The sequence below is a fragment of the Gordonia metallireducens genome, from assembly GCF_021245825.1.
GTDB lineage: Bacteria > Actinomycetota > Actinomycetes > Mycobacteriales > Mycobacteriaceae > Gordonia > Gordonia namibiensis.
Map to the genome: position 1 here is coordinate 165,837 of NZ_JAJQJP010000017.1, position 22,738 is coordinate 188,574.

The 22,738-nt window shown below is 68.8% G+C and carries 21 protein-coding genes; 15 read left to right on the top strand and 6 right to left on the bottom strand.

Translation table 11 applies throughout. The features are described from left to right. Positions 1–124: 124 nt before the first annotated feature. The gene (locus tag LQD00_RS05685; RefSeq protein WP_232716040.1) at positions 125–1,315 is read left to right on the top strand and encodes a sensor histidine kinase; all 1,191 of its coding nucleotides are present in this window, start codon (positions 125–127) and stop codon (positions 1,313–1,315) included. Positions 1,316–1,318: 3 nt separating this feature from the next. On the opposite strand, the gene LQD00_RS05690 is transcribed toward LQD00_RS05685, so the two are convergent. After that, positions 1,319–2,305 (bottom strand): inorganic phosphate transporter, encoded by a 987-nt coding sequence (locus LQD00_RS05690; RefSeq protein ID WP_006867303.1) that lies wholly within the window; start codon positions 2,303–2,305, stop codon positions 1,319–1,321. A 7-nt stretch (positions 2,306–2,312) separates the two neighbouring features. Next, entirely contained in the window at positions 2,313–2,930 is a 618-nt protein-coding gene (locus LQD00_RS05695) for a DUF47 domain-containing protein (protein ID WP_232716041.1), read from the bottom strand. A 289-nt stretch (positions 2,931–3,219) separates the two neighbouring features. Between LQD00_RS05695 and LQD00_RS05700 the strand changes: the two genes are divergently transcribed. The 5 genes from LQD00_RS05700 to LQD00_RS05720 all read left to right on the top strand — a co-directional run bounded on the left by LQD00_RS05700 (position 3,220) and on the right by LQD00_RS05720 (position 8,325). Beyond that, a complete protein-coding gene (locus tag LQD00_RS05700; RefSeq protein ID WP_232716042.1) occupies positions 3,220–4,038 on the top strand; it encodes a LytR/AlgR family response regulator transcription factor in 819 nt (272 codons plus the stop codon). Further along, positions 4,031–4,420, top strand: coding sequence for a DUF485 domain-containing protein (locus LQD00_RS05705; protein WP_232716043.1), 390 nt, complete (start codon positions 4,031–4,033; stop codon positions 4,418–4,420). The genes LQD00_RS05700 and LQD00_RS05705 overlap by 8 nt, the downstream gene beginning before the upstream one ends. Next, positions 4,417–6,156 (top strand): sodium/solute symporter, encoded by a 1,740-nt coding sequence (locus tag LQD00_RS05710; RefSeq protein ID WP_232716044.1) that lies wholly within the window; start codon positions 4,417–4,419, stop codon positions 6,154–6,156. The genes LQD00_RS05705 and LQD00_RS05710 overlap by 4 nt, the downstream gene beginning before the upstream one ends. A gap of 169 nt (positions 6,157–6,325) precedes the next feature. Further along, on the top strand, positions 6,326–6,685 hold the full coding sequence (locus LQD00_RS05715) for a DUF485 domain-containing protein (RefSeq protein ID WP_006867308.1): 360 nt from the start codon (positions 6,326–6,328) through the stop codon (positions 6,683–6,685). Continuing rightward, complete coding sequence (locus tag LQD00_RS05720; RefSeq protein WP_232716045.1) at positions 6,682–8,325, top strand: solute symporter family protein; 1,644 nt, start codon at positions 6,682–6,684, stop codon at positions 8,323–8,325. Before LQD00_RS05715 ends, LQD00_RS05720 begins: the two co-directional genes overlap by 4 nt. 114 nt (positions 8,326–8,439) lie before the next feature. Here the strand turns inward: LQD00_RS05720 and LQD00_RS05725 are convergent, their stop codons facing one another. Continuing rightward, positions 8,440–9,852 (bottom strand): amidase, encoded by a 1,413-nt coding sequence (locus LQD00_RS05725; protein WP_006867310.1) that lies wholly within the window; start codon positions 9,850–9,852, stop codon positions 8,440–8,442. Positions 9,853–9,861: 9 nt separating this feature from the next. Beyond that, a complete protein-coding gene (locus LQD00_RS05730; protein WP_232716046.1) occupies positions 9,862–10,488 on the bottom strand; it encodes a TetR/AcrR family transcriptional regulator in 627 nt (208 codons plus the stop codon). 90 nt (positions 10,489–10,578) lie between these two features. Between LQD00_RS05730 and LQD00_RS05735 the strand changes: the two genes are divergently transcribed. Then, complete coding sequence (locus tag LQD00_RS05735; RefSeq protein ID WP_232716047.1) at positions 10,579–11,835, top strand: MFS transporter; 1,257 nt, start codon at positions 10,579–10,581, stop codon at positions 11,833–11,835. A gap of 13 nt (positions 11,836–11,848) precedes the next feature. Here the strand turns inward: LQD00_RS05735 and LQD00_RS05740 are convergent, their stop codons facing one another. Next, positions 11,849–12,535, bottom strand: a complete 687-nt coding sequence (locus LQD00_RS05740) for a TetR/AcrR family transcriptional regulator (RefSeq protein WP_269784671.1) — start codon at positions 12,533–12,535, stop codon at positions 11,849–11,851. A gap of 125 nt (positions 12,536–12,660) precedes the next feature. On the opposite strand from LQD00_RS05740, the gene LQD00_RS05745 reads away from it, so the two are divergent. The 4 genes from LQD00_RS05745 (at position 12,661) to LQD00_RS05760 (ending at position 16,323) form a co-directional block, all read left to right on the top strand. After that, the gene (locus LQD00_RS05745) at positions 12,661–13,854 is read left to right on the top strand and encodes an acyl-CoA dehydrogenase family protein (protein WP_006867314.1); all 1,194 of its coding nucleotides are present in this window, start codon (positions 12,661–12,663) and stop codon (positions 13,852–13,854) included. A 48-nt stretch (positions 13,855–13,902) separates the two neighbouring features. Further along, positions 13,903–15,015, top strand: a complete 1,113-nt coding sequence (locus LQD00_RS05750; protein WP_232716048.1) for an acyl-CoA dehydrogenase family protein — start codon at positions 13,903–13,905, stop codon at positions 15,013–15,015. 320 nt (positions 15,016–15,335) lie between these two features. Next, positions 15,336–15,764 (top strand): DUF350 domain-containing protein, encoded by a 429-nt coding sequence (locus LQD00_RS05755; protein WP_006867316.1) that lies wholly within the window; start codon positions 15,336–15,338, stop codon positions 15,762–15,764. 88 nt (positions 15,765–15,852) lie between these two features. Next, positions 15,853–16,323, top strand: a complete 471-nt coding sequence (locus LQD00_RS05760; protein ID WP_232716049.1) for an SRPBCC family protein — start codon at positions 15,853–15,855, stop codon at positions 16,321–16,323. Between the two features lie 16 nt (positions 16,324–16,339). On the opposite strand, the gene LQD00_RS05765 is transcribed toward LQD00_RS05760, so the two are convergent. Next, positions 16,340–17,140 carry an HAD-IIA family hydrolase gene (locus tag LQD00_RS05765; RefSeq protein ID WP_232716050.1) on the bottom strand — a complete coding sequence of 267 codons (801 nt, stop codon included), beginning with the start codon at positions 17,138–17,140 and terminating at the stop codon, positions 16,340–16,342. 100 nt (positions 17,141–17,240) lie between these two features. Between LQD00_RS05765 and moeA the strand changes: the two genes are divergently transcribed. The 4 genes from moeA to LQD00_RS05785 all read left to right on the top strand — a co-directional run bounded on the left by moeA (position 17,241) and on the right by LQD00_RS05785 (position 22,685). Beyond that, positions 17,241–18,500 carry a molybdopterin molybdotransferase MoeA gene (gene moeA, locus LQD00_RS05770; protein ID WP_232716051.1) on the top strand — a complete coding sequence of 420 codons (1,260 nt, stop codon included), beginning with the start codon at positions 17,241–17,243 and terminating at the stop codon, positions 18,498–18,500. An 86-nt stretch (positions 18,501–18,586) separates the two neighbouring features. Next, the gene (locus LQD00_RS05775) at positions 18,587–19,315 is read left to right on the top strand and encodes a phosphatidylserine decarboxylase (RefSeq protein WP_119031163.1); all 729 of its coding nucleotides are present in this window, start codon (positions 18,587–18,589) and stop codon (positions 19,313–19,315) included. Between the two features lie 56 nt (positions 19,316–19,371). Continuing rightward, positions 19,372–20,418 carry a CDP-alcohol phosphatidyltransferase family protein gene (locus tag LQD00_RS05780; protein WP_232716052.1) on the top strand — a complete coding sequence of 349 codons (1,047 nt, stop codon included), beginning with the start codon at positions 19,372–19,374 and terminating at the stop codon, positions 20,416–20,418. Next, positions 20,415–22,685 (top strand): AAA family ATPase, encoded by a 2,271-nt coding sequence (locus LQD00_RS05785; RefSeq protein ID WP_232716053.1) that lies wholly within the window; start codon positions 20,415–20,417, stop codon positions 22,683–22,685. Before LQD00_RS05780 ends, LQD00_RS05785 begins: the two co-directional genes overlap by 4 nt. Positions 22,686–22,738 lie beyond the last annotated feature (53 nt).

Consider the following 22,738-nt stretch of genomic DNA (forward strand, 5'->3'; position numbering starts at 1 on the left):
ACGGGTCCCGACGCAGGAGTCGCGTATCGTCGCGCGCCCCAACACGATTCGCGACACCGGTCACACCGATGCACGGCGGCCGAACGCGCCGTCTCTGACCTGCGATGTCAACTAGGGTGACACCATGTCGAGCGAAGTGGCCATCGTCGGGTCGATCCTGCTGCTGATCATGGTGCTCGGCCTCGTCGCGCTGGTCCGGACGCGGCGTCAGGTCACCACACCGACCGAACGCGCCGTGCACATGGCGCTGCACACCGCGTCTCTGGCGGCGCGATCGCTACGCACCGGGCTCTCCGAGGAATCGGCGGCCGAGGCACTCCCCCACCTGCGCACGCTGACCTCCGCCGAGGCCGTCGCCCTGTTCGACGACGAGCCGCGGCGCCTCGCCTACGAGCCGAACGACGACGAGATCTGGGACCCCGACATGCTGCACGAGGCCGCCAAGGCAGCGGCGTCGGCGACCGGTGACCAGCGACGTGTCCTGGTGTCCGACCCGTGCGGCGCGGAGTCGCCGGTACGGGCCCTCATCGCGCAGCCACTCGTCGCCAGCGACGTCAACGTCGGCGTTCTCGTCGTCGCCACGACCCGCCGTCCGGGGCCGGGCATGCTCGGCGCCGTCGCCGAGGTCGCCCGCTATGTGTCGAGCCAGATCGAGTTGGCCGAACTCGATGCCTCCCGCGCGCGCCTGGACCGTGCCGAGGTGCTCGCGCTCCGCGCGCAGATCAGTCCGCACTTCATCTACAACGCCCTCAACACGATCGCCTCGTTCGTCCGCACCGACCCCGACCGTGCACGCGAACTCGTCCTCGACTTCGCCGATTTCACGCGCTACTCGTTCCGCGCGAGCGGCGAGTACACCGTGCTGGCCGACGAGCTGCGCAACATCGACCGCTACCTCACCCTCGAACGGGCCCGCTTCGGCAACTCCCTCGACGTGAAGCTGCACGTCGCGCCGGAGGTCCTGAACGTCGTCGTACCGTTCCTCGCATTGCAACCGCTCGTGGAGAACGCGGTCCGGCACGGACTCGCGTCGAAGGGCGGCGGCACCATCATCATCACCGCGGCCGACGAGGGCACCGACTGCGTCATCACCGTCGAGGACGACGGCGTCGGAATGGACCCCGAACTCCTGCGCAGCGGCGCACTCGACGCCCTCGACCACAGCGAGGGCGCTCACGTCGGGCTCACCAACGTCGACCATCGCCTCCGCGCGGCGTTCGGCAACGATTACGGGCTGGTGGTCGAGACCGCGGTGGGCGCCGGGACCAAGGTGGGCATGCGGGTGCCGAAGTTCCGGGCGGGTATCCGGGCGTGAGAGCTAGAAGACCATCTTCGCGAGCAGGAACGTGGCAGCGGCGAAAGCGGCGGCCGCGGGGAAGGTGGTCACCCACGCGGCGGCCATGTTGCCGGCGGTGCCCCACCGGACGGCGCTCGTGCGCTTGGTCGAACCCACGCCCATGATCGCCGAGGAGATCACGTGGGTGGTCGAGATGGGTGCACCCAGGCCGGCCGAGGCGACGTAGAGCACCGAGGCGGCGGTGGCCTCGGCGGCGAAGCCCTGCGGCGGGTCGAGCTCGATGATCTTGCGGCCGAGCGTGCGCATGATGCGCATGCCGCCGGTGGCCGTACCGACGGCCAGGACCACAGCCGTCAGCAGGAAGCACCACAGCGGGATCGAGTAGTCGTCCTGGTATCCGGCGACGACGAGTGCGAGCACCACGATGCCCATCGTCTTGGCCGCGTCCTGCATGCCGTGACCGAACGCCATCATCGCGGCCGAGACGGTCTGTGCGTGCCGGAAGCGCCGTCCGGTGATGGCCGGCGAGGCGTTGCGGAACAGCCACATGATCGCCAGCATCGCCGCGGCGCCCAGCACGAAGCCGGCGAGCGGCGAGAGCACCATCGGCAGCAGGATCTTCTCCACGACGCCGGCCCAGAGCACGGTGACCCCGGCGACCAGGGCCGCGCCCACCATGCCGCCGATCAGCGCGTGCGATGACGATGACGGCAGGCCGAACCACCAGGTGATGAGGTTCCAGGTGATGGCACCGACGAGGGCGCACCCGACGAGCATCAGCGCGTCCGGCCCCTCCTTGAGGTCGATGATGCCCGAGCCGACCGTGCTGGCCACCTTGGCACCGAAGAAGGAGCCGACCAGGTTGCCGACGGCGGCCATCGCCAGCGCCGCGCGGAGCGTGAGGGCGCGGGTTGACACGGAGGTCGCGATCGCGTTGGCAGAGTCGTGGAAACCGTTGGTGAACGTGAAGGCCATGGCTAGACCGATCACCACGAGAAGTGCGAACACGGGTGTGTCACGACTCCTTGAGGACGATGGTCTCGACGATGTTGGCGACCTTCTCGAAGGAATCGGCCGCATCCTCGAGCTCGTCGGCGACGTCCTTCAGTTTCATCACGCTCAGCGCGTCGAGGTGGCCGTCGAACAGGTAGGCCAGGAAGGTCCGGTAGGTGTGGTCGGCGCGGTTTTCGAGGGCGTTGATCTCGATCCAGTACCGCTCGAGGTCCTTCATGCCGGCCAGCCGCGGCATCGCGTCAGCGGTCACGCTCGCCGAGGTGTCGAGGATCTCGACCATCTCGCGCAGGTGCTGCGGGAGTTCGGTGACGCCGTAGAGGGCCATGAGGTGGGTCGCGGCCTCGATGTGGTCCATGACGTCGTCCAGGCTCGAACCGAGGACATAGATGTCGGAGCGGTCGAACGGCGTGATGAAGCTCGAGTTGACCGTGCGGAACATCTCGTGGGTGATGCGGTCGCAGTCGTGTTCGAGGTCGACCATCCGACGCGCGATCTCCTCGAAGTCCGGTTCGGGCTCCAGCAGGCCGGTGAGGGTCTTGGTCCCCTCGGCCAGGCACTGGGCCGAGGACGTGAACAACCCGTAGAAGAGATCGTTCTTGGGTTTGAACCGGGAGAACACAGTGACTTTCTTCCTATCTTGCGTCCAACGCATCGAGGCGACGCTGTGCAGCGACTTCCTCGGTGAGTCCGTCTGACGTCGGGATGGCCGTGCACAGAGTATCGAGCCCGCTCAACGGCGTACCCATGTGACCGGACTTTTCGCCGAATCTGAGAATCGGCTGTCAATCGCGGCGGCCGGTTGCGATCTGTGATGCGGCCCACGCGGTACGATCCTCGTGTCCGTCGTCGCGCGTCAGCGCAGCGGTCGGGAGGAGTCGCGCGTCAGCGCAGCAGTCGGGAGGAGATGGATGTCCGGGCTGGTGGTGCTCGCCGTCGACGACGAACCCCCTGCTCTCGACGAACTCCGCTACCTCCTGGACCGGCAGGACGGTGTCGCCGAGGTTGCCGCCGCGACGGATGCGACCGGCGCTCTTCGCGAGCTCAACTCCCGCCGGGTCGACGCGATCTTCCTCGACATCAACATGCCGGGCCTGTCCGGTCTCGAGCTCGCCGGCGTCCTCGCCAAGTACGCGGAGCCTCCCGCGATCGTCTTCGTCACCGCACACGAGGACAAGGCGGTCGACGCCTTCGAGGTCGGCGCCGTCGACTATCTGCTGAAACCGCTCCGCGAGGAACGACTCGCCCAGGCGCTCGGACGGGTCCGCGCGAGCCTCGACGCCCGTGCCAAGCCCGCCGAGGGCACTCCGGCCCCGACGCCTCCGGGTGAGCCGCGAGCCACCTCCGACGAGGTGATCCCGGTCGAGATGAGCGGGGTGACCTCGCTGGTCCGGCGCGATTCGATCTCGTGGGTCGAGGCCGTCGGCGACTACGCCCGGCTCCACGCAGATTCCGGTGCCCACCTGGTCCGCATCCCGTTGTCGACTCTCGAATCACGGTGGCAGAACAAGGGTTTCGCCCGGGTTCACCGGTCCTACCTGGTGGCCCTGCCGATGGTCACCGGCCTGCGGACAACCGGGGGCGGAACCGTCGTCAGTGTGCGCGCGAACGGGGCATCGGAAGCGGTGGAACTCCCCGTCAGCCGTCGTCAGGTCCGCGACCTGAAGGACCGGCTCATCCGGGACCCGTTGCGCCAGTACCGTTCCCCCGCCGGTCGCGGCGATGTCTGAGAATCCGCCGCAACGCGAGCGGGTCGTTCTCGCCTCCCGGCGTGGCGCCCGGATGGTGCGCACCCGCGTGGAGGTCCAGGAGCAGACCGAGGTCGGCGACGCACTGGTGCGCGGCCTGATGCGCGCCCAGCTCGGGTTGGCGTTGCGTCTCGGCGGAAGCCTGCTCGTCGTCGTGGTGGCGATCCCCCTGCTCGCCGTGCTGCTCCCGAGCGTGGCCGAGACGACCGTCTTCGGCATCCGGATCACCTGGCTCGTCCTCGGACTCCTCGCCTATCCGGTGCTGTACCTGACCGGCCTGCTGTACGTACGCCTGGCCGAGCACGCCGAACACGACTTCATGAGTCTCGTCGACGACGACGCCGGCGATCCGGGCGGCACGTGAGCGGCGTCGACGTGCTGACCGCCGTGGGGTTGTTCGCCGCGGCGGTCGCCACGATCGTGGTCGGGGCCTGGGGCGGTCGCTTCTCCCGCACGACGTCGGATTTCCTGGTGGCCTCACGCGCCGTCGGGTCGCGATGGAACGCCGCTGCGGTGTCGGGTGAGTACCTGTCGGCGGCGTCGTTCCTCGGTGTCGCCGGGCTCGTCGCGAAGTACGGCGCCGACGCGCTCTGGTACCCGGTCGGGTTCACCGCCGGGTATCTCGGCCTACTGCTGTTCGTCGCTGCACCACTGCGTCGTTCGGGCGCCTACACCGTGCCCGACTTCGCCGAGTTCCGGCTCTCCTCGACGGTCGTGCGAAAGACCGCGATGGTGGTCGTGGTCGTGGTCTGCGTGCTGTACCTCATCCCCCAGTTCCAGGGCGCGGGACTCACGCTCAACATCCTGCTCGGCGCACCCGTCTGGACGGGCGTGGTCGGCGTCGGGCTGATCGTGATCGTCAACGTCGTCGGCGGCGGGATGCGGTCGATCACCTTCGTACAGGCATTCCAGTACTGGCTCAAGCTGACCGCCATCGCGATCCCCACCCTCGTGCTGATCGGGGTGTTCGCGAACGATCCGGCGCGGGTCGGCGAACCCGCACCGCCGCGGGTCACGACCGCCACCACCGTCGACGTCACCACCGACGTCTCGGTGACCGTCGCCGAGACCAAGGGAGTACGTGTCACCGGCACGCTCGACGGTTCGCCGGTGGTCGACGCCCCGATCCCGTCCCCCGGTGGTCATGTCATCTCCGCCGACTCCGTCATCTTCCTCGACGCCGGCGCGGCCACCCCGGTCGTGGCGGGAGCCCCGGTCCACGGGTCGGACTGGGTGGCGCCCGGGGGCGGTCTCGGCGGGCGCCATCCGCTGTTCGGGGTGCTCTCCCTGATCCTCGCGACGTTCCTCGGCGTGATGGGTCTGCCTCACGTCCTCGTGCGCTTCTACACCAATCCGGACGGCCGCACGGCGCGTCGAACGGCGCTCGCCGCGATCGCACTGCTGTCGCTGTTCTACCTGTTCCCCGTCCTCCTCGGGGTGTTCGCGCGTCTCTACGTGCCCGAGCTGCTGATCACCGGTACATCCGACGCCGCGGTCCTCCTGCTGCCGAGCGCCGCCATCGGAGGCCTGGCCGGGCAGATCCTGGCCGCGCTGGTGGCGGCCGGCGCGATCGCAGCGTTCCTGGCCACGTCGTCGGGTCTCCTGGTGTCCGTGGCGGGGGCGCTGGCGACCGATGTCTTCCGCGGACGCGTCCGCGACTTCCGTATCGCCGCGGTCATCGGCGGGGCCATCCCCATCGCGCTCTCGCTGGCGGCGGGTTCACTGGAACTGTCCCGGACCGTCGGGCTGGTGTTCGCCGTCGCCGCGTCGACGCTGTGTCCTCTGCTCGTCCTCGGCATCTGGTGGCGGGGGCTGACATCCACCGGTGCGATCGCCGGGCTGATCGTCGGCGGGGTGTCGTCGGGTTCGGCCACCTCCCTCGCGATCGCCGGGGTGATCGACGACGACGTGCTGGGCGGTTGGCCGGCCGCACTGGTCGGTTATCCGGGCGCGGTCACCGTGCCGCTCGCCTTCGGCACGATGGTGCTGGTCAGCCTCGCGACCCGACGACGGCTGCCCGGCGATCTCGCCCGCACGTTCGCGCGGATGCACGTCCCCGAACGTGTCGGGATGGGCGTCGACCGCCTTCCCGGCGCCTGACCGTTCGCCGTTCGTCGGATCTGATCGACCGCCCGTCGCACAGTCGACGGCCTTCGGCGTGTGACCCACGACACCGATTGCGGTGTGATCTGCGCCTCATCCAGGCTGTTCCCCGAAGTGCCATCACAGCGGTCTCCACCGCCGTGGCCCCATCGACTTGGAGGACAGCGTGTCGAACATCGACCAACCAGCAGCGGCACCACCGCATGCGCCGTCGGGCGAACAGTTCATCGAGATGCAGAACAGCCCTCAGTTCCAGGAGCTGAAGGCGCGCCTGCGCAAGTTCATCTTCCCGATGACCGCGTTCTTCCTGATCTGGTACGCGATCTACGTGCTGCTCGGCGCCTTCGCGCATGACTTCATGGCAATCCAGGTGTGGGGCAACATCAACCTCGGCCTGATCCTCGGACTGCTGCAGTTCGTGACCACATTCGTCATCACCGGCCTGTACGTACGCTTCGCGAACCGCGAACTCGACCCGCGTGCCGAGGCCATCCGCAACGAGATGGAAGGCGGCCCGTCGCTGTGAACACCTCCGTCCACACCACCACGCTCGCCGCCACCGTCGGCAGCCCGGTCGCCAACATCGCGATCTTCGCCGCATTCGTGGCGATCACGATGTACATCGTCATCCGGGCCAGCAAGAACAACAATTCGGCCGCGGACTTCTTCACCGGAGGCCGTGGCTTCTCCGGCCCGCAGAACGGCATCGCCATCGCCGGCGACTACCTGTCGGCGGCCAGCTTCCTCGGCATCGCCGGCGCCATCGCGGTCTACGGCTACGACGGCTTCCTCTACTCCATCGGCTTCCTCGTCGCGTGGCTCGTCGCATTGCTGCTCGTCGCCGAATTGCTGCGCAACACCGGCAAGTTCACGATGGCCGACGTCCTCAGCTTCCGCCTGAAGCAGCGGCCGGTCCGTCTCGCGGCGGCCATCTCGACCCTCGCTGTCTCGCTGTTCTACCTGCTTGCCCAGATGGCCGGTGCCGGTGGCCTCGTCGCCCTCCTGCTCGACATCGAGGGTCGTCTCGGCCAGTCGATCGTGATCGCCGTCGTCGGCGCGCTGATGATCGTCTACGTGCTCATCGGTGGCATGAAGGGCACCACCTGGGTGCAGATCATCAAGGCGGTGCTGCTCATCAGCGGCGCGGCGATCATGACCTTCATCGTCCTCGCCAAGTTCGGCATGAACCTGTCATCGATCCTCGGTGCCGCACAGGACGCCATCAGCACCTCCGGCAGCGAAACAGTCGCCTCGCGTGACGTTCTCGCACCCGGCGCCCAGTACGGCGGTTCGCTCGAGTCCAAGATCAACTTCCTCTCGCTGGCCATCGCCCTGGTCCTCGGCACCGCGGGCCTGCCGCACGTGCTGATGCGCTTCTACACCGTGCCAACCGCGAAAGAGGCTCGTAAGTCGGTGGTCTGGGCGATCGCACTCATCGGCGCCTTCTACCTGTTCACCCTCGTTCTGGGTTACGGCGCGGCAGCACTAGTCGGACCGGACAAGATCCTCGCCGCCGCCGGCGGACAGAACGCCGCGGCACCACTGCTGGCCTTCGAACTCGGCGGTGTGGTGCTCCTCGGCATCATCTCCGCGGTCGCGTTCGCCACGATCCTCGCCGTCGTCGCCGGCCTCGCGATCACCGCATCGGCATCGTTCGCCCACGACATCTACGCGTCGGTCATCAAGCGCAACAAGGTGAGTGAGGACGACCAGGTCCGCGTCTCGCGCTACACCGTCGTCGTGCTCGGTGTCCTCGGCATCGTGCTCGGCATCCTGGCCAACGGTCAGAACATCGCCTTCCTGGTGGCCCTCGCCTTCGCCATCGCCGCGGCCGCGAACCTGCCGACGATCGTGTACTCGCTCTACTGGAAGCGCTTCAACACCCGCGGCGCCCTGTGGAGCATGTACGGCGGCCTGATCTCCACGATCCTGCTGATCGTCTTCTCCCCGGCCGTCTCCGGCTCGTCGACCGCGATGATCCCCGGTGCCGACTTCGCCTGGTTCCCGCTGGCCAACCCGGGCATCGTCTCGATCCCGCTGGCCTTCGTCCTCGGCATCATCGGCACCCTGACCTCGCCGAGCGACGCCGGGACCCCGGAACGCAACGCGGAGATGGAGGTTCGCTCCCTCACCGGGATCGGTGCGGAGAAGGCGGTGCAGCACTAGCCTTCGCAGCAAACCCACCCCTTATGGCCAGGTCCACCACCTCGAAAGGTGGTGGACCTGGCCATTCGTGGTGGGTTTGCGGAGGGCAGCCTGGAGCGGCTGAGTTCTCGCCGCTCAGGCGTCCTGGATCCGCGCGAACGGCCGGGCCGCCTCGAGTTCGAACGCGAGTTCCAGCAGGGTCCGCTCGTCACCGAGGTCGGCGGAGAACTGGATACCCACGGGCAGTCCCGACTTCGCCTGTCCCAGCGGCAGACTGATCGCCGGGGTGCCCGACGTGTTGTTCGCTGGCGTGAACGCGACGTAGCGCGTGAGACGGTCCATCGCCTCGCCGAAGTCGATGCCCGGGTCGAGGTAACCGATCTCCGGCGGCAGGTGTGCGAGCGTCGGCGACAGGATCACGTCGAACTGCTCGTGGAGCGACCTGAACGCGGCGGTGGAGCGTCGGAGACCGCGGATCGACGACGGCATGCGGTAGAGGTGCCGCAGGGCGTTGCGCGACAGACCGCGGGTCAACGGGTCGATCTGCTTACGATCGAAGCCCTTGTCGTGCAACCGCTTACCGGTACGGTCCAGCGCGAAGGCCAGCAGCGACCAGTAGTCGATGAACTGCCGGATGTAGGCGCGGTCGACCGGTAGCGGCACCATCTCCGTTCGGTGACCGAGAGATTCGACGAGCTCGGCGACCTCGGTGACGCACCGCTGGGTGTCGCGGTCGAGCAGCTGGCCGGTTATCGGTTCGGTGATCAGCGCGATCCGCAGCCGCCTCTCCCCCGGCCCTTCCACCAGACCGACCGGCGGCAGGCCGGGACCGGGACGGAAGCCCTGCGAGTCGTCGAGGAAGCGAGCGGTGTCCCGCACCGACCGGCTCACGATCCCGTTGCACACCAGGTCGATCGGCGCATCCTCGGTCTGCTTCGCCGGCGCGGTTCGACCCCGGCTCGGTTTGAGTCCCACGAGACCGCATGCGGCAGCGGGGATCCGGATCGATCCGCCACCGTCGTTGGCATGCGCGATCGGCAGCGCGCCCGCCGCCACGAGGGCGGCCGAACCACCGGAGGAGCCACCGGCGGAGTAGTCGGTGTCCCACGGGTTGCGGGTCGGCTCCCGGTCGACGTACTCGGTCGTCGCGGTCAGCCCGAAAGCCGGCATGTTCGACGCCCCGACGAGGTTCACGCCGGTCGCCAGGAACTGGTTGGTGAAGGCCTCGTTCGCCGAGGCCGGGTTCGGCGCGACCGCAGCCGACCCGTGGCAGGTGGGCAGGCCCGCGAAGTCGGTGTTGTTCTTGATGATCGACGGCACGCCGACGAACGATCCGGACGGGAAGTCGTTGTCGACGGCGCGCTTGCGGGCTCGCTCGCGGTCGTCGAAGGCGACCGCGTTCAGCTGGGGATTGACTGCGTCGATCCGGGCGAGAGCCGCTTCGACAGCCTCGGCGGCCGAGATCTCCCGGGCGGCGATGGCGTCGGCGATGCCGACGGCGTCGAGATCACCGAGTGCGTCGTCTGTGAACGCGTGAACCTTCTTCATGCCCGGACCCTATCGCCCTCCGGCGGACCCCGGGGCCGCTCCCAGCATCGCGGCGACATCGTCGACCAGCTCCGCGACGTAGGCGTCGTCGACCGCGAGACCGAAGACCGCGTGGTGGTAGAGGGGTGCGATCACATGGTCGAGGAGCTGCCGCACCGACGGCGTCGCCTCGCCGCGCTCGCGCGCCCGCGCGATCATCTCCTCGGCCTGCTCGCGGCGGATCTCCCAGCACGGGCACACCTCGACGACGTCGTCGCGCGCCGCGACCATCGCACGCAGGTAGGCCCGCCGCTTCGGCCGGCCGATGTCGGCGGCGATCACGCGGGCCCACTCCGCGATGTCGTCGCGGAGTACACCCGTGTCCGGCAGCGGTTCACCCTGCGTCAGTGCGGCGACCGCCACCTCGCCCAGGAGCGCGTCGATCGACCCCCACCTGCGGTAGATGCTGGTCGGGTTGACGCCCGCGAGGTCGGCGACCTCGGGGACCGTCATCGTGTCGCGCTGGCCGGCACCGACGAGTTGCCCGACGGCGGCATACACCGCCGACTGGACACGAGCGCTCCGACCGCCGGGCCTCTTCGCGCGCGGTGCCGCGTCCGCGGAGTCGGCCTGCGACGTTGCGCTTCCCATAGCCATGCAGCCATTATTGCAAATCTGATTGCTTTTGGAAGGAATCCGCGGCTATCGTCGTTCCAAATGCAATTGCATTTGCGTTAAGGAGACGACATGGCGCCGCTACATCCCCACCGCGCGTTCTGGCTGATCGCGGCCACGTACGTGATGGTGCTCTTCGCCTCCGCAGCTCCGTCGCCGTTGTACCCCGTCTACCAGGAGCTCTGGGGTTTCTCCTCGCTCACCCTAACCCTGGTCTTCGCGGTCTATGTGGTCACGATGCTGATGAGTCTGCTGACGGTGGGGTCGCTGTCCGACCACATCGGCCGTCGCCCGGTGCTCGCGGTCGCGCTCGTCCTGCTGATCGCCAGCATGGTGCTCTTCGTCGTCGCCGAGGACGTGGGGACGCTGCTCGCCGCACGCGCGCTCCAGGGCCTCGCCACCGGCGCAGCCATGGGCACGCTCACCGCGACGACCGTCGACCTCCAGCCCACCGCCCGACTCGGCTCGACGATCATCGGCGCCGCCCCGGCCTTCGGTCTCGCGACCGGTGTCGGTGTCGCCGGACTGCTCGTCGAATACGCACCCGCGCCCCGAATCCTGGTCTACGAGGTCATTCTCGGACTGTTCGCGGCGCTGCTGATCGCACTCCTCGTGGTCCCGGAGACCCGCGAGCGCGTGGGCTTCACCTCGCGCCGGCACCTGGCCACGACTCTCGCCCCCCAGGTTCGGGTGCCCCGCGAGGTCCGCCCGGTGTTCTTCGCCGCGGTACCCACCCTGGTGGCCACCTGGTCGCTCGGCGGGCTGTATCTGTCGCTCGGATCCTCGGTCGTCGCACGGGTCTTCGGTGTCACCAACCACGGTGAGGCCGGGCTCATCCTCTTCACCTTCTTCGCCAGCGCGACGATCACCTCGCTGTTCATCACCGGACGACCGGCGACGTTCAAACAGGCCTACGGTTACCCGACCCTCGCCATCGGCGTCCTGATCTCGCTGTCCGGCGTCCTGACCGAGATCCTGCCGCTCTACATCCTCGGCTCGCTCGTGGCCGGCTCCGGCTGGGCGGCGACCTTCCTCAGCGCCATGGACAACATCACCGCCGCGACACCTCCCGCCCAGCGCGGACAGGTCTACTCCTCGGTGTTCGTCGCCAGCTACCTCGCGTTCAGCATGCCGGCCGTGATCGCGGGAATCGTCGTGTCCCACATCGGGCTACGCGCGACGGTCATCGGATACGTCGGCTACGTCCTCGCCGTCGCACTGTTCGGGGCGGGGCTGGCGGTCGTCATGCGACGCGCCGCCGCCAGGACCGAGTCGGCAACTCCTGAACCGGAAAACGCGACGGAGCCGGTTACGGTCGGCAAGTCCTGAACGGGCGCCGGGATCAGTCCCGGTCCCGTAGCCCCACCATCCGGGTGGCCAGCTGCGCGTAGAACTCGCCCATCTTCTCGGGCGGGAGTGAGTTCTCGGCGCGGTACCAGCGAGCGAGGTCGATGCCCATCGACAGCATCGCGTTGGTGGTGGCCTGGGAATCGGACACGTCGAAGTCGCCGTTCTCGATCCCGGCGTCGACGATCGCGCGCACTCGCCGGGTGATCTCCCGGCGCAGTTCCATGACCGGCTCGAGATGTTCCGGGGCCAGCGAGGCGAGTTCGTAGTTCACGACGCGGCCGCGCACGTGTTCGCGCGCATGGTGCTCGGTGAAGGCGCCGATGACCGTCTCGAGCCGCTCCCCGGGCGGGGCAGTCGGATCGTCGACCTCGTCGATCATGGCCAGGATGCGTCGGTGTCCGGCGTCGGAGAGCTCGAAGAGCAGTTCCTCCTTGGACCGGAAGTGCACGTAGACCGCGGCCGAACTCATCTGCGCGCCGTTGGCGATGTCGCGGGTCGTCGTGGCGTTGAAGCCCTTCGCCGCGAACGCCTCGACCGCGGCGAGCAACAACCGCTGTCGGGCCGCGACCGGTTGCGCACGGGTCGTCGGTTCCGTTGACGAGACCACGTCCACCCCCTCGTTCACTCGGCGACCTCGCGCCTGTTCCAACCGATTGACACCGCCTCTGATGCGCGGCATAGTGCAAGATATCACTAAGCAAGCGCTTAGTCAGCGACCGGTCTGTCAGGGTTCTCCCAGGTAGACGGTCCGTGATTGGTGTCGCCGAACACCCGGCAACCCCCGACAGGAGTAGAGAAGAACCCATGCACCTGAAGTTCAGTCCGGAGGAAGAGGCGTTCCGCGAGGAACTGCGCAGCATCTTCGCGAAGGTCCCCGAGGACCTCCGCAAGCGGAACGAAGAGGGGAAGCTCAACTACCCCGACGACATCATCACCTCGGCGCGCATCCTCAACGAGCACGGCGTGCACACCCCGAACTGGCCGGTCGAGTGGGGCGGCAAGGACTGGACCCCGATCCAGTTCCACATCTACCGCGAGGAGATGAGCCTGGCGTTCGTCCCCGACCCGCTGCCGTTCAACGCCGGCATGATCGGCCCGGTCATCGCCCAGTTCGGCTCGCAGGAGATGAAGGAACGCTTCCTGCCGAAGACCGCCAACCTCGACATCTGGTGGTGCCAGGGCTTCTCCGAGCCCGAGGCCGGCTCCGACCTCGCGTCCCTCAAGACCCGCGCGGTCCGCGACGGCGACCACTACGTCATCAACGGCCAGAAGACCTGGACCACCCTGGGCCAGTACGCCGACTGGATCTTCCTGCTCGCCCGCACCAACCCGGACGTCAAGAAGCAGGCCGGCATCAGCATGTTCCTCATCCCGATGGACACCCCGGGCATCGAACTGCGCCCGATCCAGCTGATCGACGGCAGCTACGAGGTCAACGAGGTCTTCTTCAACGACGTCAAGGTGCCCGCCGAGAACATGGTCGGCGAGGAGAACAGCGGCTGGACCCAGGCCAAGTTCCTGCTGGGCAACGAGCGCAGCGGCATCGCCCGCGTCGGCTACACCAAGACCAACCTCGCCCGCGCGAAGCGTCTTGCCGCACAGACCAAGACCGCCCACGGGACCCTCCTCGACGACCCGCTGTTCGCCACGCGCCTCGCCGAGATCGAGAACGAACTGCTCGCCCTCGAGGTCACCCAGCTGCGCGTGGCCGCGTCGTCGGCCGACGGCAAGCCGAACCCCGCCTCGTCGCTGCTGAAGCTGAAGGGCAGCCAGCTGCAGCAGGCCGCCAAGGAGCTCCTCTCCGACATCGCCGGCCCGGACTCGCTCCCGGTCGCCGAGGTCGCCGCCGACGCGCCGAACGGCAGCGCCCAGGTCGACGCACCCGAGTGGGCCCAGCTGGCCACACCCGAGTACCTCAACTACCGCAAGGTCTCGATCTACGGCGGTTCCTCCGAGGTCCAGCGCCAGATCATCGACAAGGCGGTCCTCGGTCTCTGACCGCCGGCCCCTCCGACCTCACTTCGACTTCACAGACCAAGGACGACAATGGATTTCGAGCTTTCCGAAGAACAGGGGATGTTGCGCGACACCGCGCGCGAGGTCCTCACCAAGACCTACGACGTGGAGACCCTCCGCAAGGTGACCGACACCGATCTCGGCTACAGCGAGAAGGTGTGGAAGTCACTCGCGGAGATCGGCATCCTCGGCCTGACCTTTCCCGAGTCCGAGGGCGGCATGGACGCCGGACCGGTCGAGTTCACCAGCGTGATGACCGAACTCGGTCGCGCACTCGCCCCCGAGCCGTACCTGGACTCGGTGCTGGTCCCCGGCTCGCTGCTCGACGCCGCCGACGACGCGACACGCGCCGAGCTGCGCGGCGGTCTCGCCTCCGGTGAGCTGCTGATGGCCTTCGCCCACAACGAGCCCGGCGACCGCTGGCCGCTGGCCGCGGTGGCCACCACCGCCACCGCCGAGGGCGTGCTCAACGGCACCAAGACGCTTGTCGGACACGGCGATTCCGCACACAAGCTGATCGTCTCGGCACGCGTGGGCGACGAGGTGGGTCTGTTCCTCATCGACGCCGACGCCGAGGGTGTCACCCGCACCGCGTACCGCACCCACGATCGTCGACGCGGCGCCGAGTTCACGTTCAACGACGCCAAGGCCACCCGCCTCGGCAGCGGCGACGCAACCGAGCTCATCGCCAACGCGGAGATCGGCATCCAGACCGCACTGTGCGCCGAGGCCCTCGGCGCCATGGAGCGCAGCCTCGAGCTGACCGTCGAATACTTGAAGTCGCGCAAGCAGTTCGGCGTTCCGCTGGCCACCTTCCAGTCGCTCACCCACCGCGCCGCGGACATGTACGTCCAGCTCGAGCTCGCCCGCAGCATGGTGCTGTACGCGACGGTCGCGCTCTCGGACGGTATCGCCGACGCGGCCATCGCCTCGCGCGTGAAGCTGCAGACCGTGCGTTCGGCACGCCTGATCGGCCAGGAGGCCATCCAGATGCACGGCGGTATCGGCATGACCGCCGAGTACCCGATCGCGCACTACGTCAGCCGCCTGACCGCGATCAGCCACACCCTCGGCGACGCGGACGCCCACGTCGCCAAGCTGTCGAAGAACCTCGCGTCGTACGACATGCTCAGCGTCGGCTGACATAGCCAACCGCGCACCCTCCGCTGCCTTCAGGTGTGAGGAGCGATAGCGACGAGCCACGAAGGCCTGGTGAGAAATCGTCACCAGCCCTTCGTGGCTCGCTTCGCTCGCACCTCAGGGAGCACGGGGTGGGCTTCGCTCACACCTCAGGGAGCACGGGGTGGGCTTCACTCGCACCTCAGGGAGCAAGATGCCCCCGCTCATTGAGTAGCCGAGGAGCTCGCGACGAGGCGTATCGAAATGAGCTACGCCTCCCACCCCGTTGCCCTGCCCACCGATAGTGTTCATCTGCGAACGTCGGTGAGGAGAGAGGGACTCGGATGGAATTGCTGCGTGACAATCTGGCCGCTGGGGCGTCGTTCAGCCTCGTCGGGATCGCCCTGCTCGTCGTCGGGTTCGTGGCGCTCGACCTGGTGACCCCGGGCCGGCTGCGGCAGCTGGTGTGGATCGACCACAACCGCAACGCCGTCATCCTCACCACCTCGATGGTCATCGGGCTGTCGATCGTGCTGGTCTGCTCGGTCATCGACACCGAGCTCCTCGAGCTGTGGCGTGCGCTGCTCTACACCGTCGCCTATGTGGTCCTGACGATCGCGGTGATGATGTGGTCGTTCGTGCTCATCGACTGGCTGACGCCGGGCAAGCTCGGCACGCTGCTGCTGGAGAACGACGAGCACCCCGCCGGCTGGATCACCGCCGCGGTCTTCGTCGGCATCGGCGCCGTCATCGGCATGACGCTGCTGGTCTGAGCAGGTTTCCGTCGCGCGACCCCGTCTTATTGACGGTCCGCCAACAGTCTATTGACGGTGCGCCAACAAGCCCATAGGGTTGGCGACCATGACCGCATCACTCATCGAAGAGTCCATCGACATCGACGCATCCGCCGAGCAGGTGTGGTCGGTGATCTCCGATCTCCAGCGCATGGGCGAGTGGAGCCCGCAGTGCAAGAAGATGATCATCCGCGGTGGCACCGTCGGCCTGGGGACCAAGACCATCAACATCAACCGCCGCGGCCCGCTGGTGTGGCCCACCACCTCCAAGGTCGTGCGCTTCACGCCCAACAAGGAGATTGCCTTCCGCGTGGCCGAGAACCACACCGTCTGGAGCTACGCCATCACCCCGAACGGGTCGGGCGTGACCGTGACCGAGCGCCGCGAGGTGAACGGCTCCACCACCAAGGTGTCGTCGCTGCTCGTCGACAAGCTGTTCGGCGGTGCCGATTCCTTCGAGGCCGAACTCAAGCTGGGCATGGCAGAGACCCTCGGCAAGATCAAGCGTGCCGCGGAGAGCCAGCTCGACCGCGTCTGAGAACCGGTGGCGGCCGTCAGGTTCCGCTGATCTTGTCGATCAGTTCGGGGAGGTCGGCCACCGAGTCGATGACGTGGTCCGGGTAGGGCCCGAACTCGTCGCGGGCGAGCGCATCGAGCGCCTCCTCGCGGAACTTGCCGGTGCGCACCAGCACACCGATCAGCGCCGACGCCTGCGCACCCAGGACGTCGTTGTGCATGTCGTCGCCGACCATCACCACCTGGGTGGGCTCGAGTCCCAACATGTCGGTGGCGGCACGGAATCCGAGCGGCGACGGTTTGCCGATCGCCTTGATCTTCTTGCCCGACGCCTTCTCGAGCCCTTCGAGGTAGACGCCGGTGTCGATCGACAACCCGTCGGCCGTCGACCATGTCATCGACCGGTGCATGGCGATCACGGGCACTCCGTCGAGCAGCATCTCGAGGACCTTCGACAGCGCGTCGTGGGTGAACACGGGACCTGCCCCACCCAGCACCACGACCTCGGCGTCCGCCGGGTCGTCGGTCAGCTCGACGCCCGTCATGTCCTCGGCTATCGGGCCCTGGTTGAGAACCCACACCCGTTTACCCGGGAAGGTCGATCCCACGTATTCGGCGGTCAGCTTCGCGGCCGTGAGGATCTCGTCGGCATCGACGAAGAACCCGCAGTCGTTCAACAACTCTGCGATCTCGTTGCGCGAGCGCGAGGTGGTGTTGGTGAGGAACATCCGCGGGATCTTGCGGTCGGCGAGTCGGGAGACGGCCTCCACTGCGCCGGGCAGAGCCTTCCACGAGGTGACCATCACCCCGTCGATGTCGAGAAGCAGACCCAATGCCATGGGCACGAATGTAGTCTGCGGTCCCCGGCCACGCAGTGCAGGCATCCCTCGAACCGGGTACCCCGACCGGACGCGTCGACCCACCTGGCATCCTGAGCGCATGCGTACCGTCGCAGAGCATCAGGCCGTCGTCTCCGCCTTGTTCGGCCCACCCGTTCCCGTCCGGCTGTCGGTGTCGGAGGCGCTGGGCAGGGCGACGTTCGACGACGTCGACGCGCCGCTCTCGTTGCCCGGTTTCGACAACTCGGCGATGGACGGATTCGCCGTCCTCGCCGAGGATCTCGCGGGCGCCTCCCCCGGCTCCCCGGTGACGCTGCCCGTCGCCGCGGACATCCCGGCCGGACGCACCGACGCCCTCGCGCTGACCCCCGGCACCGCGCACCGCATCATGACCGGTGCCCCGTTGCCTGCCGGCGCCGACGCCATCGTCCCGGTGGAACTGACCGACGCCGTGGTCGGCCCGGTCGCGGCCGCGGAGACGGTCACCTTCACGGCACCGGTCGAGTCCGGAAAACACATCCGGCGTGCGGGTTCCGACATCGGGCAGGGCGAGCGCGCACTGCCCGCCGGGACCGTCATCGGGGCGCCGCAGATCGGGCTGCTGGCCGCGCTCGGGATCGCCGAGGTCACCGTCGCCCGGCCGTTGCGCGTCGTGGTCCTGTCCACCGGCTCCGAACTCGTCGAACCCGGAAAACCGTTGCAGCACGGCCAGATCTACGAGTCGAACGGAGCGATGCTCACCGCCGCCGCCATCGAGGCCGGCGCGATCGGCCGGCATGTGCACTTCGTCCCGGACGACACCGGCGACTTCCTCGAACGGCTCGACCAGGTCGCCGGCGAGGCCGATCTGATCATCACGTCCGGGGGTGTCAGCGCGGGCGCCTTCGAGGTCGTGAAGGACGCGCTGTCGGCCACCGGTTCCGTCGAGTTCGTGAAGGTCGCGATGCAACCCGGTATGCCGCAGGGCTGCGGTCACCACACCGCGTCCGACCGGCCCGACGGAACGCCCGGGCCCACCGTGCCGATCATCACACTCCCGGGCAACCCGGTCAGTGCCCTGGTGTCCTTCGAGGTCTTCATCCGGCCGGCACTCCGCGCCGCGATGGGGTTGCCACCGCAACGACGTCGGGTGACCGCCCGGCTCGGCGCCGACCTCCGCTCACCGCAGGGCAAGCGGCAGTTCCTCCGCGGAGTCCTCCGGACCGACGAGGACGGATCGGGCGTCGTCGTCGACCCGATCGGCCCGCCCGGCTCCCATCACCTCCGCTTTCTCGCCGAGGCGGACGCACTGATCGACGTGCCCACCGAGACCGACGGTCTGGCCGTGGGAACTCCGGTCGACGTGCTCGTTCTGCGCTGAGCTCTAAGCTGGACCGGAGTCGTACCCGACCCGTGGTGCGCAAGATTCATCGAGCGGCCCGCACCGGGCACAACAGGAGGTAGATCGTGGCCAGACGTCCGCGTCCGGACGAGGGCAACACCGGTCGTGTCGCCCATTTCCTAGACCTGGCCCGTGAGACCGTCCCGCCGATCCATCCGGCCGGTATCCCGTTCGTCGCCGCCCCCGCGGCGGTCGCGCTCCTGGGACGCCGCCACCGCTGGATCGCGCGGCCCGCGGCTCTGACCGCGGGCGCGTGTGCCGCGTTCTTCCGGCACCCGAGTCGTGTCCCGCCGACCGAGCCGGGCGTGGTGGTCGCACCCGCCGACGGCACGATCGCACTCGTCGACGAGGCCGTCCCACCGGCCGAATCCGGTCTGGGCACCGATCCGCTGCCCCGCGTCTCGACCTTCCTGTCGATCTTCGACGTGCACGTACAGCGTGTGCCGATCGCCGGAACGGTCACCGCGGTGACACACACGCCGGGCGCTTTCCTGTCCGCCGACCTGCCCGAGGCCAGCCGTGACAACGAGCGCACCACCATGACCATCCGTACAACGGCGACCGGCGGCGGCGCGGGACCCGACCTCGCGGTCGTGCAGATCGCGGGACTCGTCGCGCGCCGTATCGTCTGCGAGCCGAAGGTCGGTGACGCTCTGCAACTCGGTGACACCTACGGGCTCATCCGCTTCGGTTCCCGGGTCGACGTCTACTTCCCCAAGGACACCACGCCCCGCGTCTCGGTGGGTCAGCGCGCCGTCGGCGGCGAGACCCCCTTCGCCCACCTCGACCTCTGATCCGGCCTGTGAACCCCCAAGCTGCGAACTCATCCGACGGGCCCGCCGGACGCCGGGTGGGCGGGCCCGGAGTCCGCCGGCCGTCCAAGACCCGCGTCCCCACCGCGCGGTCGGCACGACGCCAGGCGCAGGCCCACGGCCCCGCACAAGCGAATCCGCGGGAACCCGAGCGGCGTCGTCTCCGCAAGCAGGCACAGGCCGGGCGCCTCATCATCCCTTCGTCGTTGACGATCCTCGCGATCTGCGCGGGCTTGACCGCGATGCGCTCCGCGACCACCGGCGACATCGACGCGGCCATGGGTCTGCTGGTGGCCGCGGCGTTCCTCGACGGGATCGACGGGCGGGTGGCCCGCCTCATGGGTGCGACGAGCCGGATCGGTGCCGAGATCGACTCCCTCGCTGACGCCATCAACTTCGGCGTCGTGCCGGCGATGATCGTCTACTTCTTCCTGCTCGACGGCCAGGATCTCGGCTGGGCGCTCGCGCTCATCTACTGCTGCGCGATCGTGCTGCGCCTGGCGAGGTTCAACACCCTGCTCGACGACGACGAGGCACCCGCGTACACGCGGGACTTCTTCGTGGGCATCCCCGCGCCCGCGGCCGCGATCTGCGCCCTGCTGCCGATCGGCATGGCCCAGCAGTTCGGTGACGGCTGGTGGACCTCACTCCCCGCCGTCGGCGGCTGGCTCGTCCTGGTGGCCTTCCTCGCGGTCAGCCGCGTCCCCACCGCGTCCCTCAAGACCGCGTCGATCCCGTCGCGCGCGATCGCCGGGCTCCTGGTCCTCGTCGCGGTCGGCGCCGCTCTCCTGCTGACCTACCCGTACGTGCTGATGATGATCGGCATCCTCGCCTACGCGATCCACATCCCGTTCGCCTGGCGGTCACGGCGCTGGGTCGCCTCCCGACCGGAGTACTGGAACGAGAAGCCCTCCGAACGACGTGCGCAGCGCAAGGCGTCGAAGGCCGCCGCGCCGGGTGGCCGTCGCCGACGCCCGGTGCTGAAGTCGCAGCGCAGGTTGGGCCTCAACCGGCCCACCGGGGCTCCGGTCGCCGCGCAGACCTCCGAGACGGTGTCACATCAGACCGAAAGCGAGACCGAATGAGCTCACAGGTGTCCCTGACGCTGACCGCGCGGCTCCACACCTCCGCCGCCGAGGCACGCCGAGGCATCATCCGGGTCCATCCCGAGGTGCTCACCGCGTTGTCGCTGCGCGAATGGGATGCCGTGTCGATCACCGGCGCCCGCGTGACCGCCGCGGTGGTCGCGGCGACCGACTCGTCGGCGCCGACCGGGGTCGCCCTGCTCGATGAGATCCTCCTCTCCAACGCGGGGGTCAAGGAGAACGCCTCGGTCGTGCTCGCGCCGGTCGACGTACACGGCGCGAGCCGCGTCGTCGTGAACGGTTCGGTGCTGGCCACGCAGTCGATCACCGAGTCCACGCTTCGACGCGCACTGCTCGGCAAGGTGCTTTCGGTCGGCGATGCGGTGTCGCTGCTGCCCCGCGACCTCGGCCCCGAACTCGCCGCGACCGAGGCGACACGCGCCCTCGCCCGCTCGGTGGGCATCACCTGGACCACCGAGCTGCTCACCGTCACCGGCACCGATCCGGGCTCGCCCGTCAGCGTCCAGACCAACACCGCCGTGTTGTGGTCGACGACCGCCGGCGAGGTGCCCCCACTCGGGGACCGCGCCGGCTCGCCGCGAATCCCGGGGGCGCTCGGCGTCGTGCCGGATGCGCCGGTCACCGCACCGTCACCGACGGCGACCGCAACGCCCGTCGGGGTGGTGCCGGTCGAGGAACCCGACGTCCCGGTCCGGCCGGTGTCGGAACTGGTCGGCGTCGATTCGCAGATCACCAAGCTCACCGAGTGGCTGGCGATCACGCTCGACGAACCCGACGTCCTGCGCACCCTGGGCGCCGCACCGCGCCTCGGCGTCCTGGTGACCGGGCCCGCCGGTGGCGGGAAGGCGACGCTGGTCCGATCGGTCTGCGCCAAGCGCACCCTCGTCACCGTCGACGGCCCGACGACCGGCGCAACCGAACCCAACACCCGCCTCCGGACGGTCGCCGACGCGGTGGCCCGCGCCCGGGCGACCGGTGGGGTCCTGCTCATCACCGACATCGACGCCCTGCTGCCGTCCGAGCCGGAGCCGGTCGCCACCCTCATCCTCGACGAGCTGCGCTCGGGCATCTCCGACGGCCGCATCGCGCTCGTCGCGACCACCGCCGAACCCGTCCGCCTCGACTCGCGCCTGCGCGACCCGTCGCTGTGTGACCGCGAACTGATCATCGGCCTGCCCGACGCCGCGACCCGCGCGCGCCTGTTGTCGGCGATCCTGTCGACCGTGCCCACCGAGGGCGACCTCGACCTCGACTCGGTTGCTGCCCGCACCCCCGGTTTCGTCGCCGGCGACCTCGCCGCGCTCACCCGCGAGGCCGCGCTGCGCGCCGCAACCCGGGCCAGCGCCGGAAAGTCCGAACCCGCCCTCCGCACCGAGGATCTCGTCGGCGCGCTCGACGTGATCCGGCCGGTGTCCCGGTCGGACTCCCCCGAAGTCGCCCTGGGCTCGATCACCCTCGCCGACGTCGGCGACATGGTCGAGACCAAGCAGGCCCTGACCGAGGCCGTGCTGTGGCCGCTGCAGCACCCCGACACCTTCGCCCGGCTCGGCGTCGACCCGCCGCGCGGTGTGCTGCTCTTCGGCCCGCCCGGATGCGGCAAGACCTTCGTCGTCCGTGCGCTCGCCGCGTCCGGTCAGCTGTCGGTTCACACCGTCAAAGGCGCTGAGCTGATGGACAAGTGGGTCGGCTCGTCGGAGAAGGCGGTCCGCGACCTGTTCGCCCGCGCCCGCGAGTCGGCGCCGTCGCTGATCTTCCTCGACGAGGTCGACGCGCTCGCGCCGCGCCGCGGGCAGTCCACCGATTCCGGCGTCGCCGACCGCGTGGTCGCCTCGCTGCTCACCGAACTCGACGGCGTCGAACCACTGCAGGACGTCGTCGTACTCGGCGCGACCAACCGTCCCGACCTCATCGACCCGGCACTGCTCCGGCCCGGACGCCTCGAGCGCCTGGTCTTCGTGCCTCCGCCGGATGCCGACGCCCGCGGGGACATCCTGCGCACCAGCGGCCGCGACGTCCCCCTCGACGACGTCGATCTCGACGAACTCGCCGCCGACCTCGAGGGTTACTCGGCGGCCGACTGTTCGGCGCTTCTCCGCGAGGCCGCGCTGTCGGCGATGCGTCGCGACATCAACGCCGCGGCGGTCACGGCCGACGACGTCGCCGAGGCCAGGAGCCGGGTCCGCCCGTCGCTCGACCCCGACCAGGTCGAGAACCTCAAGGCGTACGCCGAGCGTCGGCTGGACTAGGGATTCGCACGGCCCTGCCCCCGACGCTTCTCTGCACTAGTCAAGGTGTGGGC

Excerpts from the sequence above, each read along its gene's own strand:
- LQD00_RS05685 (WP_232716040.1), top strand. The coding sequence starts at position 125 with ATGTCGAGCGAAGTGGCCATCGTCGGGTCGATCCTGCTGCTGATCATG.
- LQD00_RS05700 (WP_232716042.1), top strand. The coding sequence starts at position 3,220 with ATGTCCGGGCTGGTGGTGCTCGCCGTCGACGACGAACCCCCTGCTCTC.
- LQD00_RS05705 (WP_232716043.1), top strand. The coding sequence starts at position 4,031 with ATGTCTGAGAATCCGCCGCAACGCGAGCGGGTCGTTCTCGCCTCCCGG.
- LQD00_RS05725 (WP_006867310.1), bottom strand. The coding sequence starts at position 9,852 with ATGAAGAAGGTTCACGCGTTCACAGACGACGCACTCGGTGATCTCGAC.
- LQD00_RS05730 (WP_232716046.1), bottom strand. The coding sequence starts at position 10,488 with ATGGCTATGGGAAGCGCAACGTCGCAGGCCGACTCCGCGGACGCGGCA.
- LQD00_RS05735 (WP_232716047.1), top strand. The coding sequence starts at position 10,579 with ATGGCGCCGCTACATCCCCACCGCGCGTTCTGGCTGATCGCGGCCACG.
- LQD00_RS05740 (WP_269784671.1), bottom strand. The coding sequence starts at position 12,535 with ATGCCGCGCATCAGAGGCGGTGTCAATCGGTTGGAACAGGCGCGAGGT.
- LQD00_RS05745 (WP_006867314.1), top strand. The coding sequence starts at position 12,661 with ATGCACCTGAAGTTCAGTCCGGAGGAAGAGGCGTTCCGCGAGGAACTG.
- LQD00_RS05750 (WP_232716048.1), top strand. The coding sequence starts at position 13,903 with ATGGATTTCGAGCTTTCCGAAGAACAGGGGATGTTGCGCGACACCGCG.
- LQD00_RS05755 (WP_006867316.1), top strand. The coding sequence starts at position 15,336 with ATGGAATTGCTGCGTGACAATCTGGCCGCTGGGGCGTCGTTCAGCCTC.
- LQD00_RS05760 (WP_232716049.1), top strand. The coding sequence starts at position 15,853 with ATGACCGCATCACTCATCGAAGAGTCCATCGACATCGACGCATCCGCC.
- LQD00_RS05765 (WP_232716050.1), bottom strand. The coding sequence starts at position 17,140 with ATGGCATTGGGTCTGCTTCTCGACATCGACGGGGTGATGGTCACCTCG.
- moeA (WP_232716051.1), top strand. The coding sequence starts at position 17,241 with ATGCGTACCGTCGCAGAGCATCAGGCCGTCGTCTCCGCCTTGTTCGGC.
- LQD00_RS05785 (WP_232716053.1), top strand. The coding sequence starts at position 20,415 with ATGAGCTCACAGGTGTCCCTGACGCTGACCGCGCGGCTCCACACCTCC.